Here is a 14,044-nt window from a genome sequence, read left to right as displayed (position 1 = left end):
CGTCACCCGAGATTCAATCGGGCGTGCACGGAGGTGATCGCGGCGTCGATGTCGTCGCCGGTGATCTCGCTGAGCGTGTCCACGTCGAGGTTGTCGAAGTCCAGCGAGCGGGCCAACCGCATGTCGCGATTCTGTTCCCCGGCCTCCACCAACTGCCGGGCATATCGGCCGTTACCTGCGATGTCGAGTGCCGGTTTGCCGTTGGTGGTGCTCTGCGTCAGCAGGGTAGCGGCGTCCAGCACGTGCTTGGCCGCGTCGTCACTGAGGCTCGAATCGTTGCCGGCCGCAATGACCTTTGCGATGTCGACGATCTCCTCGGGGGAATAGGAGTCGAACTCGATGCGGGTGGCGAACCGCGACCGCAGACCGTCGTTGCTCTCCAGCAGCCGGTCGATGTCGTTGCTGTAGCCGGCGATGATGACGACAAGGCGGTCACGGTCGTTCTCCATCCGCGCGAGCAGAGTGTCCAGCGCCTCGGTGCCGAATGGGTCGGCCCGCCCGTCGCGCTCCTGCACCAGGGTGTAGGCCTCGTCGATGAACAGCACCCCGTCCATCGCGCGGTCGATCGTGCGGGCGGTCTTGGACGACGACTGTCCCTCGTACTCGGCGACGAAGTCCTTGCGGGAGGTCTCGACCAGTTTCGGTTCGGCGATGACCCCGAGCCCGGCCAGGATCTGGGCGACGACCCGCGCGATGGTCGTCTTGCCTGTTCCGGGAGGTCCGGTGAAGATCATGTGCTTGGACGCCTGGGCGACCTTCATCCCGCGTGCGGCACGCACTCTCGCCATCTGGGTGGCCGCGCGGTAGCGCTCGATCTGCTCCTTGACCCTGGTCAGGCCGATCTGGCGGTCCAACTCGGCCTGCGCGTCGGCCAGCATGCTCTCCCGGCCGGAGTTGTCGGCCTGCGCGCTGGCCGGATCCCACGGGTCGCGGCGCGACGCGATCTTCTCGGCCGTGGTGGTCTGCAGCCGGTACGACGTATCCCGCAGTGCCGCAGCCACGTCGGGCGACGGGTGAGACACTTGAAGCCATTCGAGCAGACGCACCGCGGCGTCTTCGTTGCCCAGCCCGCGATAGGCCATCGCCGAGTACCACGCGATCACGCGGTTACAGGCCTGGGCGGCCGGCCCCGAGTTCGCTTCCACCAGGCGCCGCTCGGCCTCGGTGAACAGACCGAGGTTGGCCGCGGCGACGCCGTGGGCCACCAGCGCCGCGCCGGTCAGGAACTTGTCCGGCCAGGACGACGCGGAGCGCACCTGATCGATGACGTCGCTCCAGCGTTCGGCGGCCGCGTAGATGACCGCCTTGACCCACGCCACCAGGTGCTCGCCACCCGCAGCCGGGGCGGTGTCGAGCGCCTCCATCGCGTCGGCGTAGTTGCCCGCCGCCGCTTCGCTGACCGCGAAGCTCAACGTGATCGACAGCGGCGAGTTGACCGGGTAGGTGATGTCGCCGAACATGCCGCCGATCGGAACCCGCGCGCCCAGACTGTTCATCGACACCTCGGCGGAGCTGGCGAGCTGGCCGAAGTTGTTGCGCGAGTACCACGCCCGGAACATCGTGACCCGGTCGGTGTCACCGCAGCGGATCCGGCCCACCCACGCATCGCACGCAGCCTCGTCGAACGTCGTGATCTCGGTGAACAGTTCGAGCGAGCGGGCCTGCGCGGTGGGCAGCAGCCCCACCGCGGTGCCGAAGACGCCGGCCAATTGGTCAGTCATGGTCACCTGCGTAACGGTTCATGAACAGCTCGGCGCGGGCCGTGCGAGCCTGTTCCGGAGTGGGCAGATTCAGATCCCGGGCGAGGAAGTCCCGGGTCGCCACGCTGTCGTGGCCTTGCTCGCGCATTCCGTCGAGCATCATCGTGTACTGGGCCGACCTGGCATCCTGTGTCGCCAGCCCGGCGATGACGACGATCTCGTCGGCCAGCATCACCTCGCTCAGCGTCGCCGCACCCGCCGACAGTTCGACGTCGTGGACACTGCCGTCGATGTAGGTCGTGACGGTCACGGTGCCGGGCGGATTCGTGACGGTGAACATCGGCATACCGGCCTCGTAGTCCGCGGAGTCCGAATAGGCATCCGAAGACGGGTAGTCACCGAGGATTTCGCTGAGCCCGCTGTCGGCGTCGCTGGTGTCGGCGGCAGGCAGGTCGAGCGCCGCCAGGTCGTAGAAGTCCCCATCCTCGGCGAAATCCGAAGAGTGGGAACCGGGCGGGGGGTTGGGCACCGTGTCTTCGCCTTTCCTAGTGCGCGAAGGAGTGGTGGCGCTCCGGTGCGCCGACGTCCTTGTGTTCGAACCATGTTGCGGAGGGCAGGAACTCGACGAGGCCGTCGAGCGCGCGTTGCAGGTTGTCCTGCGTGCCCGGCAGGAAACTTCCGTACAGTTCGCCGTTGACGCGCCGCGGAATCGACACGATGCGGCCGTGCGAGCAGTCCAGTACGCCGGCGCCGATGCCCGCCTCGGAGTGCGTCCCACCCGGATGCCGTTCGCCGGCGGTGATCTCCACCCAGCTGTCCGGTGCGGCGATCGCTTCGGCGTAGATCTTCGCCGAGTGTGGCGGCTGACCGTAGCCGCTGAGCTGATCCGCGGTGCGGGTCTCGGCCAGGGAGCTGACGATCCCGGTGAGTGGCTCGACATCGGCAGGCGTTCCGGCGCCGATGACGACCGTCAGCATCGCCGCGAGCCCGATCTGCGGCGCGACCCGTTGCAGGACCAGCATCTCGTCATCACGAGCGGCGACGACGTGCCGATCACCCTTGCGGCACACCACGAATCGGACCATCTTCTCGCCGGCATCGCGGCGCCACCATCGGCAATCCAGGGTCCGGTCGGCACGGCTGAGCGTGTCCACCATCGCCGCCACCTCGGGGTGTGGGCCTCCGTGGGCGTCCAGGACTCCCTGCGCCGTCAGATCGCGCGTCACCTGCTCCCAGACGAGCTTGCGTTGGTCCTCGTAGGGAATGTTCGGCCGGATTCCCAGCGCCGGTGGGAAGTCGACGAGTTGGAGGCGGTCGGCGATGACCAGCATCCCGTCGATCGTGAGCTCGACCCCCACCACGTCGTCGTAGTGGGTGGGTTCGAGGTTCCGAAACAACGGACCGGTCACCACAGAGCGCCTCCCAAGGGGTCAGGCATTGCTTTGCCACACCCCCTTGGAACATCGATCTGAACCATCTGGCACATCCCTTCCCCGGGGGACTGTACCAGCGGAATTGGAGGGTCCAGCACACTATTTTTCTCGATCGCGGTACGCCGCCACGCACGCGGAGAACACGCCTCACTAGTGCCGAGTTTCGCGCCGTACCAGCTACGTTGACGCACTCGCAAATTTTGTTTGGCTTTTCGCCACTCCCAGCGGTCGGAGGTCAGGCCTGCGGACAACGGTGGCGACAAAGCGTTCGTTCCGAGGCCCGACGACCCTTCGCACTGCCCGTCGACTTGTTTGCTGGGGTACTGGTATGACTAGGCTTGTGGAGTGACAGACCGCGACGAGACCCTGCGGACCGAGCAGATGCCCACCACCGCCCCGCCGGACTGGACACCGCCCACCCGCCCGGTCCCTCCGGTCAGCCAGCCTGTCCCTCCCCCGCTGCAGCCATGGCCTCCGCAGCCGGTGCAGACCACGGCGCCGCAACCGACGAGGCCGCCGCAACCCGCGAGTTACGCCGACGGCATCCGGTCCCAGGAGTTGGTCCCGACGCCGAAGGAGCTGCCCGGTCACGGTTGGCGGCTGGCGCTCTACAAGGCCACCTTCGGCCTCGTCAATCTCGGACCATCCCCACAGGAGCGGCGGCTGGCCGCTCTTGAGGCTGCTGTGCGCGGTCCGCTGCGCGGGCATTTCAAGGTCGGGGTGATGGGCAAGGGCGGTGTCGGCAAGACGACCGTGTCGGCCTGTATCGGCTCGATCTTCGCCGAGCTGCGCCAGGAGGACCGGGTGATCGCCGTCGACGCGGATACCGCATTCGGCAAGCTGGGCAGCCGGGTGGACCCGAAGGCGCAGGGATCGTTCTGGGAACTGACCGCAGATCAGCATCTCGAGACGTTCGCCGACCTACGTAACCGGCTGGGCCACAACGCCTCCGGTCTCTACGTGCTCGCTGGCGAAGCCAGCCCCGCGCGCAGGCGGGTGCTCGACGCCGCGATCTACCGCGAGGCGATGGCCCGGCTGGATCGGCATTTCTCCATCGCGATCGTGGATTGCAGCTCGACGATGGATTCGCCCGTCACCCAGGAGGTGCTGCGCGATCTCGACGCGCTGGTGGTGGTGTCGTCACCGTGGGTGGACGGTGCGGCCGCCGCGGGTCAGGCATTGGACTGGCTCACCGCCCGTGGGATGACCTCATTGCTGCAGAACACCGTCGTGGTGCTCAACGACAGCGACGGACATGCCGACAAGCGAACGAAAAGCATTCTGGCCGACCAGTTTTCCGGGCACGGACAGCTCGTCGTCGAGGTGCCGTTCGACGGGCGGCTGCGCCCGGGTGGCGTGATCGACGGCAGCGCGCAGATGTCGCGCACCGCCCGCCGCAAGCTTGTCGAGGTGTGCGCGGCACTGGCCAGCTTCTACCCGACCCAGGACGACCGCCACCGCGACCGGCGCTGACGCGTCAGATCTGGCCGATGAGGGCCTCGATCGCGTCGGCCTCGGCTGACGAGATCTGTTCTCCCGCTTCGCTGTGCTCGATGGCCTGCTCGGAAACGCCTGCTGCCTGCGCGGTTTCGAGCACGGTCAGGTTGGCGCGGCGGCGCGCGGCGTAGAGCCGATGCCCGAGCGTCGCGCGCGGCGCGCGTGCGGCGCGCATCATCAGGTCGTCGTACAGGCCACGCACGGTACTCAACGCCTTGATCAGGGTCGGCGTCACCCGGCCGATGCGGGCGGCCCGGGACGCCACCGCCTCGAGCTGGCGCAGATCGGTCAGGATCGCGGTGACCCGCGGGATGAACGCGTCGTCGTCGGCGGGCGGCAGCGCGGCGACGGTCGCGTCGAACGCGTGCACCGCGGTGATGACGGCCTGCGCAATCAGGGACACCTCGTCACCGCTGGGCGGCGGCGCCTGCGGCGCCTGGGCCGGCGTGGACCGCACCGGTTCGCCGCGGCGCAGTCCCGCGATGGTGCCGGGAGGCCACTGCAGGATTTCTTCGAGCCGCGCGCGGGTGCGCTCCCGCGGCCAACTGCGGCCCTTCTCGAAGGCGATCAATGCGCCGGCGTTGATGATTCCCTGAGCCGCCAGGCTCCGCTGGCTGATGTTCAGTTCACGCCGCCGCGCCGCGGCCGCCGCCCCCGCGCGGACCATGCCGGGATCCGGCGCACCGATCGATCCGTCGATCGGTTCGGCGTTGGTCATCTACCCGGGGTCCCTCATGCGGTTTGGCGCGGCGCGGTCATCGTACCGAGCTATGTATCACGATCGGCGATGCGGTTACCGAAGCAGCGCCGCACCAAAACTACATCATTTCCGCGGTCTATACCGTAACAATGCGACGGAAATCGCCGCCGAGTTGTCTCGGGTGTTCGAAACCGTAGCACCGCGGTTTCTCGATGTCAGAGCCGTTTATGCCCGGCCAACCGCCGAACAGCCCGGGATTCCCTCCGCAAGTACCGCAGCACTAACTGTTGCATCGCTACGGTTTGGTGATTACCTTGTTCCACATCGCGGCGGGAACCGCCGACACCGGACAAGAGGAGCGACCGATGAACGCCAAGTCGTGGGATGAGACGCCGATCGGCGAGTGCACGCGGGATCCCGAGCGGTGGACCACAACGGCCGATGACGACGCCAAGAAGATCTGCCGGTCCTGCCCCCGGCGGTGGCTGTGCGCCCGCGAGGCCTACGAGTCGCCGCGCGCGGAAGGGCTCTGGGCAGGGATCTACGTCCCGGAGTCCGGCCGCGGCCGGACCTTCGCGCTACGTCAGCTCAAGTCGCTGGCCGAGCAGAACGGCTACCCCGTCGGCACCCGCCGGGTGTACTACGCCGATATCGCGTAACGCGAACCGAGCAATCCCGAGCCGGAATACATCCCCACACCCGACGGTTACATGATGCGACGGTGCCGAGCATGCCCCGGGCCCCATCCACAACAGTCGCTTCGAGCGACCACTCGCCGAGAGGCGCAGGCGGCACCGTCTCACCACACTCACCAAGTGTCGACGAACCGGCTCCCCTCGGGGGCCGGTTCTTTCGTCCCCGCCGCCAGCGTCGACGCGATCACCGCGCGGGTGTCCGCCGGGTCGATCACGTCGTCGATCTCGAACAGCATCGCCGCGTTGAGCGCCTTCGCGTTCTCCTGCGCCGCGGCGGTCGCCGCCGCCACGCGGGCCTCCCGCTCGGCCTCGTCACCAATCGCCTCGAGCTCCTTGCGCAGGCCCAGCCGCACCGCGCCCTCCAGCCCCATCGGCCCGAGATGCGCACCCGGCCAGGCCACCGTCAGCACCGGTTCGTGCAGGCTGCCGCCGGCCATCGCCTGCGCTCCCAACCCGTACCCGCGGCGCAGGATCACCGCGATCATCGGCACCCGAAGTGCCGCGCCTGCCACCAGCATTCGCGACGCGCGGCGCACCAGGGACTCGGCTTCGGCGGCCGGCCCGACCATGTAGCCCGGGCAGTCGATCAGGGAGACGACCGGCAACCCGAACGCATCGCAGAGCTGCAGGAAGCGCGCGGCCTTGTCCGACGCAGCGGCGGTGATCGCGCCCGCGGTGAACCGGGTGTCGTTGGCGATGATGCCGACGGGTCGTCCCTCGATCCGCGCCAGCGCGGTCACCATCTCCCGCGCGAACCGCGGCCGCAGGAAGGTCACCGAGTCCTCGTCGGCGAGGGTCTCGATGATCGGCGCGACATCGTAGGCGCGGCGCGCGCGTTCGGGCACCGCGGTGCGCAACGCCGACTGATCCGCGGCGCTCCAGGTGCCGACCGTTCCGTGGAAGTTCCCGATCAGGCGTTTGGCGACAGCGACCGCCTCGGCTTCGTCGTCGACCAGCACGTCGACGTTGCCGTTGGGCTCCTGCACCGCCATCGGCCCGACGTCGTCGGGTGCGACGTCGCCGAGCCCGCCCCCCGCGATCATCGCCGGGCCGCCCATGCCCAGTGACGCGTCGCGGGTCGCGACGATCAGGTCGGATGCGCCGGCGATCACCGCGTTGCCGGCGAAGCAGCGGCCCTTGACCACCGCGATGCGCGGTACCAGCCCGGACAGCTTGGCCCACAACGCGAATGCCCGGGTGTCCAGTGACGACACCGCCGGGTAGTCGGTGTCGCCGGGTCGTCCTCCCCCGCCCTCGGCGAAGAACACGGTCGGCAGCCGCATCCGCTCGATCAGCTCGAACAGCCGGTCCTTCTTGCGGTGGCCCAGCCCGCCCTGCGTTCCGGCCAGCACGGTGTAGTCGTAGGACAACACCGCGCACGGGTGTCCGTCGATCCGCGCGGTCCCGGCGACCAGTCCGTCGGCCGGGGTGCGGGCGATCAGGTCCTCGACCTCGCGGCGCATCCGCTGCGGGGCGATGGCGAACCGGCCGTATTCGACGAACGAGCCGTCGTCGACCAGATCGGCGACGTTCTCGCGGGCGGTGCGCCCACCGGCCGCATGCCTGCGGGCCACGGCGTCGGGCCGCGCGGCATCCTCGGTCAGCGCGCGCCGGCGCGCCAGCTCGGCCAGGTCGTCGCGGATCGACTCCGGCTCAGGCATCGAGTTTCGCGATGGCCGTGGCGATTTCGTCGAGCAGCGCATCGACCTGGCTCGCGTCGAAACCGCGCTTGCCGAACGGCGGCTTGTTGAACCGGACGTTGCGCACGTCGTCGGCGCTCAGGTGTCCGCGGCCCTCGAGGCGGCGCGCGCAGAGCGCGAGGAAGTCGGTGACCGCCTTCTCGTTGTATCCGCGCTTCCCCCAGGGCGGCTTCTCGAAGGTGGTGGTGCGCAGGTACTCGGCCGTGACGGTGCCGTCGCTCATGGCGTCAGAGTAGACGGACCGGGCGGCCGCTCAGATGGCGATCTGTTCGTCACCGTCGCCGCGCCACACGTCGACGGCCTGCTGCAGTGGCAGATCCAGCGCGTCACACAGGCCCACGACGGTGCCGAAGCTGGGGCTGGGCATCCTGCCGACCTCGATCTTGCGCAGCGTCTCCGGCGAGATCCCGGCTGCCCGGGCGACGTCGTCGGGCGCCCGGCCGGCCCGGGCCGTGCGGATCAGCGCGCCGAGACGCTGTCCGGCGCGGATCTGTTCGGGGCTCAACGGGACGCGGACCATGACAGCCACCATAACCGAACCGGTATTCAAATACCGATCCTGGTACTGTCGGTTCGGTATAAAAATACCAAGCCATGGAGCGATGCATGATCGAACTCAAGACGCCCGCCGAGATCGACAAGATGGCCGTCACCGGCGAATTCGTGGCGCAGACGCTGGCCACCTTGGCGGGCGTCGCCGAACCCGGGGTCAACGTGCTGGATCTCGAGCAGCGGGCCCGCAAGCTCGTCGCCGACCGCGGCGCGGTGTCCTGCTACTGGGACTACGCGCCGTCGTTCGGCAGCGGCCCGTTCCGCAATGTTATCTGTCTGTCGGTCAACGATGCTGTGCTGCACGGACTTCCGCACGACCACGTGCTGCGTGACGGCGATCTGCTGTCGATGGACTTCGCGGTGTCGATCGACGGCTGGGTCGCGGACGCGGCCGTCACAGTCGTCGTCGGCGACGGGCGCGACGACGCGGACCGGGCACTGGTGGACTCCACCCGGCGGGCACTGGCCGCCGCCGTCGCCGCGGCGGTTCCCGGTGGGCACCTCGGTGATATCTCCGCGGCGATCGGTGCCGTCGCGCGCAGTGGCGGCTACGCGGTCAACACCGATTTCGGCGGCCACGGCGTCGGCAGGACCATGCACGAGGATCCGCACGTCCCCAACCGCGGCAAACCCGGCCGAGGCCTGGTGCTGCGGCCGGGCATGGTGCTGGCACTGGAACCGTGGTGGGGCCGGGGCACGGCGCGACTGACCGTCGACGACGACGGCTGGACGCTGCGCTCGGCGGACGGTTCGAACACCGCGCACTCCGAGCACACCGTCGCGATCACCGAAGACGGGCCGCGCGTACTCACCACCCTCGGCTAGTTGTCCACAGGGCCGGGATCGACCCCTGTGGAGTGTCGGTGTGGCGGCATAGCGTTCGGACATGACGAACTGGATCAACACCGTGAGCCGCGATCACGTCGAGCGCGCGGTCCGCGGCCGCTTCACCCAGGCCAACCACGGCAAGCCGCACATGCTGCGCAAGATGGCGCGTGGCGACTGGCTCGTCTTCTACTCCCCGAGGACGGTGTATCCGGACGGCCCACCGCTGCAGGCGTTCACCGCGATCGGCCGGATCGCCGACGACGAGGCGTACCAGGCCGACATCACCCCCGATCTCCAGCCGTGGCGGCGCAACGTCGACTTCCTGGACTGCGTCGAGACACCGATCCGCCCGCTGATCGATCGCCTCGGCTTCATCCAGGACAAGACGCGCTGGGGCTACAAGTTCAGGTTCGGCGTCTTCACGATCGACGATGCCGACCTCGACGTGATCCGCTCGGCGATGATGGTCACGGCGCCTACTCTGGCGCAATGAGCAACACCGACCCCGCGCCCCCCGAAGTCGATTGCACGGCCACGGGATTCGCCGGTGTCCTGCATCCCCGGGAGGTGCCGCTCGGCGGCCCCCGCGCGATCAGGGTGCGGCGCACGCTGCCGCAACGGGAGCGCTCGCTGATCGGGGCGTGGTGTTTCGCCGACCATTACGGCCCGCACGACGTGCGCGGCGGTACCGGGATGGACGTGCCCCCGCACCCGCACACCGGGCTGCAGACGGTCAGCTGGCTGTTCAGCGGCGAGGTCGAGCACCGCGACAGCGCCGGGGTGCACGCGATGGTGCGCCCCGGGGAGCTGAACCTGATGACCGCCGGCGCGGGGATCTGTCACTCCGAGGTGTCGACGCCGGCGACGACGACACTGCACGGCGCGCAGCTGTGGGTCGCGCTGCCCGACTCCGCCCGCGACACCGACCGCGACTTTGCGCACTACGCACCCCGGCCGCGCAGCTCCGGTGGGGTCACCTCCCGGGTGTTCCTCGGCGAGCTCGACGGCGACCGCTCTCCGGTGCACACCTTCACACCGCTGCTCGGCGCACAGCTCGACCTCGATCCCGGCACCGAGGTCGCCCTCGACATCGACGAGGCCTTCGAGCACGGGGTGCTGGTGGATCACGGTGACGTGGTCGCGTGCGGAGCGGCGCTGGCCGTCGCCGATCTCGCCTACCAGGGCACCGGCCACAGCCGGCTGCACCTGGCCAACCGCGGCGACAGCCCGGCGCGGGTGCTGGTTCTCGGCGGCACCCCGTTCGGCGAGGAGCTGGTGATGTGGTGGAACTTCGTCGGCCGCAGCCACGCCGACATCGCCGCATACCGCGAGCAGTGGGAGCAGCACGACGCACGATTCGGTGCCGTCGCCGGCTACGAAGGACGCGTCGGACGCCTGCCGGCCCCGCCGCTTCCGAACGCCACCCTGCGTCCGCGCCCCAACCCCAAGGTATAGAGGAGGGCATGAGCACAGACAAGACAGGCGCGCCCACCGAGGTGACGGCCGAGTCGGACCGCTTCGTAATCTCCGTCGACGGCACCAAGGCCGGCTTCACCGAGTACTTGGACTTCGGGGAGCAGCGGATCTTCCCGCACACCGTGATCGACGACGCGTTCGGCGGGCGTGGGCTGGCGACGATCCTGGTTCGCGAAGCGCTCGAAGCGACCCGCGCCGAGGGCAAGCGGATCGTCCCGGTCTGCTCGATGGTCGCGGGCTTCATCGACAAGAACCCCGAGTTCAAGGACGTCACCGATCCGGTGACCGACGAGGTCAAGGGCGTCCTGGCCGGGCGCTGACCGCCCCGGCTGCGCTAGTGTCCCGGCGGTGAGCAGCCGCGCAATCTACGTCCCTGACAGGGACGCATTCGTCCCGACGAGCTGGGCGCGCGGTCCGTGGGGCCAGACGATCAGTGGGCACTACGTCGGCGGCCTGCTCGGCCACGTCATCGAGCGTGACGCCGCCGACCCTGATCTACAGCCCGCGCGGTTCACCGTCGATCTGATGCGGCCCGCGGCGATCGACCATCCCGTGCACGTCACCACGGAGGTTGTCCGGGAAGGCCGCCGGCTCAAGCTCGTCGACGCGACGATGTCGCAGGCCGGCACGGTGGTCGCCCGCGCATCCGCGCTGTTCCTGCGCCGCGGCGATCAGCCGCAGGCCGACCGGTTCACCACCACGGTCGCGATGCCGGACATCCCGTCGGACCCGCCGACCAGGGATGTCCTGACGCTCGTGTGGTCCTTCGGCAAGAACGGCGAGCAACCCAGCCTGGGCCTGGATGCCTGGGGCTACGCCGGGCCCAAGTACGTCTGGGCGAAGGAACTCGGCCAGGTGGTGGCAGGCACCGAGCTGACCCCGTTTGTCCGCACCGCGCAGGCCGGGGACTTCGCGAGCTCGCTGACTCACTTCGGTGCGGACGGGCTGCCGTTCATCAACGCCGATTACACGCTCACGCTCAGCCGCCTGCCCGAGGGTGCGTGGATCGGCCTGGCGGCGCTGACCCACGACAGCCACGCCGGGGTGGCCACCGGCACGGCCGTCGTCGTCGACGAGAAGGGCCCGATCGGCACCGCCACCGCGACCGCGCTGGCCAACCCCGGCTTCAAGCCGCCGCGGGAATTCAGCTGAGGCTCAGAGATACTGCGCGGTGCTGCCCGAGATCGGCATGCCCTGCATGCCGAGCTTGCGGTGATCCCAGCTGCGCATCCGCGACGGGACCACCCGCACGCTGATCCGGTTGTTCATCATCTGCTCGACGAACGGGCGCATCTCCTCGGTGTAGGGGCCGGTGTAGCGCTCCCACACACTGATGCCGACGCGCAGATTGGTCTCCGGATCGTCGTAGATCTCGGCAGTCCCGTCGATCGACACGCCACGCAGGGTGTCGTAGGTCAGACCGTCCTCGACCATCACGGTGATGGTCGGATCCCGGCGCAGGTTGACGGCCTTCTGGGACTTGCCCTTGGTCTCGAACCAGATCTCGCCGTCGAGCACCGCGTACCACATGGCGACCAGGTGCGGCCGCCCGTTCGGCAGCACGGTGGCCATGGTGGCGGTCCGGTTACGTTCGATGAACTCGGCGATCTCGCCGTCGGACATCCTGATTTTTCCGCGCTCATTCTTACCCACGCGTCGATACTTGCAGTTCATCGTCGCGGGACGGACGCGACCCACAGGTTTCGAACATGCGTGCGATGGGCAATCGGGAAAACATGAGCGACAACATCACCCCCGCAACCACCCCCGCACCCCGTGAGAACGCCGAGAAGGACACCTCGCAGTGGGTCACCGGGCACGAACCGATGACCGGCCCGCAGCGCAGCTATCTGCAGACCCTGGCCCAGGAGGCCGGCGCCGAGGTCCCCGAGGACGCCACCAAAGCCCAGGCCTCCGAGTTGATCGACGACCTGCAGCAGCGCACCGGGCGCGGCGCCTGACCCCAGCGGCCGCACCGCCCGCCGGCGGTGGCACATTGTTGTCGAACATCGGCAGTCCTGCCCCTGTCCCGCCGGAGGGTTCGCGGCCATAGTCGAGCGGTGACCGTCACCGCTCGTCCCCGCGGGACCCTGCGCCTGCACTGGGCCTGGGTGGTGGCGGCCGTCAGTTTCGTCGCGCTGCTCGGCGCGGCGGGCTTCCGCTCCGTGCCCGGGGTGATGATGACGCCGCTGCACCACGAGTTCGGTTGGTCGCACGGCACGGTCGGGTTGGCGATGTCGGTGAACATGACGCTGTTCGGCCTGACCGCGCCGTTCGCCGCCGCGCTGATGGACCGCTTCGGCATTCGGCCGGTGCTTACCGTGGCGCTCGCGTTGATCTCGGCGGGCAGCGCGCTGAGTATCGCGATGACCGCGAGCTGGCAGCTGGTGCTGCTGTGGGGTGTGCTGGTCGGCACAGGGACCGGCGCGATCTCGATGGGATTCGTCGCGACGATCGCGACGCGGTGGTTCGAGGCCCAGCGCGGTCTGGTCACCGGTGTCCTGACCGCGGCGAGCGCGACCGGCCAGTTGATCTTCCTGCCCGTGGTCGCGGCGGTGACCACCGACCACGGCTGGCGGTGGGCATCGCTGGTGGTGGCCGCCGCCGCCCTCGCGGTGATCCCGCCGGTGCTGCTGCTGATGCGGAACTGGCCGCAGGACAAGGGCCTTGCCCGGTACGGGCTGGCGCCCGGGATCGACACCGGGCCCGCACCGACACCGCCGGGCAGTAGTTTCGCCGCGGCGTTCTCCGGGCTGTCGGTCGGGGTACGGGTCCCCGCATTCTGGCTGCTGGCAGGCAGCTTCGCGATCTGCGGGATGACCACCAACGGGCTGATCGGCACCCATTTCATCCCGGCCGCCAACGACCACGGCATGCCCACCACCGTGGCGGCCGGCTTACTCGCGGTGGTCGGGATCCTCGACGTCGCCGGCACGGTGTTCTCCGGATGGCTCACCGACCGGGTGGATCCGCGCGTGCTGTTGGTCATCTACTACACCGGGCGCGGGCTGTCACTGGTGGCGTTGCCCGCGCTGCTGTCCCCGCACGCGGAAGCCGGCACCTGGGTCTTCATCATCTTCTACGGCCTCGACTGGGTCGCCACGGTGCCGCCGACGATCGCGTTGTGCCGCAACTACTTCGGCGACAAAGCACCGATCGTGTTCGGTTGGGTGTTCGCCTCGCACCAACTCGGTGCGGCGGTGGCCGCTGCCGGCGCGGGGTGGCTGCGCGACCTGCAGGGCGACTACGACCTCGCGTTTTATCTCGCGGCCGGGTTGTGCGGCATCGCGGCGCTGATGTGCCTGTCGGTGCGACAGGCCGCCGACGTCGGCGCCGCGGCACGGTGATGCGGGCGAGCTCGGCGGTGCACCGTCGGCCCGATCAGATCTGGTGTGGGCGTTGCACTTCGACGTATCTCAGCACCGGGTCCCCGGTGGCCACCGACCACGACGGGGGCCCCATG

Annotated in this window: 17 protein-coding genes; 9 read left to right on the top strand and 8 right to left on the bottom strand. The window is 69.1% G+C overall.

The window, feature by feature from the left end:
* Nucleotides 1-2 precede the first annotated feature (2 nt).
* The 3 genes from eccA to BST38_RS08060 are packed head-to-tail and all read right to left on the bottom strand — an operon-like array spanning nucleotide 3 to nucleotide 3,031.
* On the bottom strand, nucleotides 3-1,721 hold the full coding sequence (gene eccA, locus BST38_RS08070) for a type VII secretion AAA-ATPase EccA (RefSeq protein WP_083142730.1): 1,719 nt from the start codon (nucleotides 1,719-1,721) through the stop codon (nucleotides 3-5).
* Complete coding sequence (locus BST38_RS08065; protein WP_083142729.1) at nucleotides 1,714-2,229, bottom strand: hypothetical protein; 516 nt, start codon at nucleotides 2,227-2,229, stop codon at nucleotides 1,714-1,716. The genes eccA and BST38_RS08065 overlap by 8 nt, the downstream gene beginning before the upstream one ends.
* A gap of 16 nt (nucleotides 2,230-2,245) precedes the next feature.
* Complete coding sequence (locus tag BST38_RS08060; RefSeq protein ID WP_083142782.1) at nucleotides 2,246-3,031, bottom strand: ESX secretion-associated protein EspG; 786 nt, start codon at nucleotides 3,029-3,031, stop codon at nucleotides 2,246-2,248.
* 447 nt (nucleotides 3,032-3,478) lie between these two features.
* On the opposite strand from BST38_RS08060, the gene BST38_RS08055 reads away from it, so the two are divergent.
* Nucleotides 3,479-4,606 carry a MinD/ParA family ATP-binding protein gene (locus tag BST38_RS08055; protein ID WP_237160698.1) on the top strand — a complete coding sequence of 376 codons (1,128 nt, stop codon included), beginning with the start codon at nucleotides 3,479-3,481 and terminating at the stop codon, nucleotides 4,604-4,606.
* 4 nt (nucleotides 4,607-4,610) lie between these two features.
* Here the strand turns inward: BST38_RS08055 and BST38_RS08050 are convergent, their stop codons facing one another.
* Nucleotides 4,611-5,348, bottom strand: coding sequence for a helix-turn-helix domain-containing protein (locus BST38_RS08050; protein WP_083142728.1), 738 nt, complete (start codon nucleotides 5,346-5,348; stop codon nucleotides 4,611-4,613).
* Nucleotides 5,349-5,695: 347 nt separating this feature from the next.
* Here BST38_RS08050 and BST38_RS08045 point away from each other — a divergent pair, with 347 nt between their 5' ends.
* The gene (locus BST38_RS08045; protein WP_083142780.1) at nucleotides 5,696-5,989 is read left to right on the top strand and encodes a WhiB family transcriptional regulator; all 294 of its coding nucleotides are present in this window, start codon (nucleotides 5,696-5,698) and stop codon (nucleotides 5,987-5,989) included.
* Between the two features lie 149 nt (nucleotides 5,990-6,138).
* Here the strand turns inward: BST38_RS08045 and BST38_RS08040 are convergent, their stop codons facing one another.
* The 3 genes from BST38_RS08040 to BST38_RS08030 are packed head-to-tail and all read right to left on the bottom strand — an operon-like array spanning nucleotide 6,139 to nucleotide 8,245.
* Nucleotides 6,139-7,686, bottom strand: coding sequence for an acyl-CoA carboxylase subunit beta (locus BST38_RS08040; RefSeq protein WP_083142727.1), 1,548 nt, complete (start codon nucleotides 7,684-7,686; stop codon nucleotides 6,139-6,141).
* Entirely contained in the window at nucleotides 7,679-7,948 is a 270-nt protein-coding gene (locus BST38_RS08035; RefSeq protein WP_083142726.1) for a DivIVA domain-containing protein, read from the bottom strand. Before BST38_RS08035 ends, BST38_RS08040 begins: the two co-directional genes overlap by 8 nt.
* Nucleotides 7,949-7,978: 30 nt before the next feature.
* A complete protein-coding gene (locus BST38_RS08030; protein ID WP_083142779.1) occupies nucleotides 7,979-8,245 on the bottom strand; it encodes a helix-turn-helix domain-containing protein in 267 nt (88 codons plus the stop codon).
* 86 nt (nucleotides 8,246-8,331) lie between these two features.
* Here BST38_RS08030 and map point away from each other — a divergent pair, with 86 nt between their 5' ends.
* The 5 genes from map to BST38_RS08005 all read left to right on the top strand — a co-directional run bounded on the left by map (nucleotide 8,332) and on the right by BST38_RS08005 (nucleotide 11,733).
* A complete protein-coding gene (gene map, locus BST38_RS08025; RefSeq protein ID WP_083142725.1) occupies nucleotides 8,332-9,102 on the top strand; it encodes a type I methionyl aminopeptidase in 771 nt (256 codons plus the stop codon).
* A 61-nt stretch (nucleotides 9,103-9,163) separates the two neighbouring features.
* The gene (locus BST38_RS08020; RefSeq protein WP_083142724.1) at nucleotides 9,164-9,598 is read left to right on the top strand and encodes an EVE domain-containing protein; all 435 of its coding nucleotides are present in this window, start codon (nucleotides 9,164-9,166) and stop codon (nucleotides 9,596-9,598) included.
* On the top strand, nucleotides 9,595-10,560 hold the full coding sequence (locus BST38_RS08015; RefSeq protein ID WP_083142723.1) for a pirin family protein: 966 nt from the start codon (nucleotides 9,595-9,597) through the stop codon (nucleotides 10,558-10,560). Before BST38_RS08020 ends, BST38_RS08015 begins: the two co-directional genes overlap by 4 nt.
* 8 nt (nucleotides 10,561-10,568) lie before the next feature.
* Nucleotides 10,569-10,901: a GNAT family N-acetyltransferase gene (locus BST38_RS08010; protein ID WP_083142722.1), complete on the top strand. Its 333-nt coding sequence runs from the start codon at nucleotides 10,569-10,571 to the stop codon at nucleotides 10,899-10,901.
* 28 nt (nucleotides 10,902-10,929) lie between these two features.
* A complete protein-coding gene (locus BST38_RS08005; RefSeq protein WP_083142721.1) occupies nucleotides 10,930-11,733 on the top strand; it encodes a thioesterase family protein in 804 nt (267 codons plus the stop codon).
* A 3-nt stretch (nucleotides 11,734-11,736) separates the two neighbouring features.
* Here the strand turns inward: BST38_RS08005 and BST38_RS08000 are convergent, their stop codons facing one another.
* Nucleotides 11,737-12,234, bottom strand: a complete 498-nt coding sequence (locus BST38_RS08000; RefSeq protein WP_083142720.1) for a pyridoxamine 5'-phosphate oxidase family protein — start codon at nucleotides 12,232-12,234, stop codon at nucleotides 11,737-11,739.
* An 83-nt stretch (nucleotides 12,235-12,317) separates the two neighbouring features.
* Here BST38_RS08000 and BST38_RS07995 point away from each other — a divergent pair, with 83 nt between their 5' ends.
* On the top strand, nucleotides 12,318-12,542 hold the full coding sequence (locus tag BST38_RS07995) for a DUF3072 domain-containing protein (RefSeq protein ID WP_083142719.1): 225 nt from the start codon (nucleotides 12,318-12,320) through the stop codon (nucleotides 12,540-12,542).
* A 99-nt stretch (nucleotides 12,543-12,641) separates the two neighbouring features.
* Complete coding sequence (locus BST38_RS07990) at nucleotides 12,642-13,928, top strand: MFS transporter (RefSeq protein ID WP_083142718.1); 1,287 nt, start codon at nucleotides 12,642-12,644, stop codon at nucleotides 13,926-13,928.
* The last annotated feature ends 116 nt before the right edge of the window (nucleotides 13,929-14,044 follow it).

Source organism: Mycolicibacterium parafortuitum, from assembly GCF_002086815.1.
In the GTDB taxonomy this organism is placed as follows: Bacteria; Actinomycetota; Actinomycetes; order Mycobacteriales; family Mycobacteriaceae; genus Mycobacterium; species Mycobacterium parafortuitum.
Note: the sequence above shows the minus strand (reverse complement) of the source record. Positions and strands in the feature narration are given on the sequence as shown.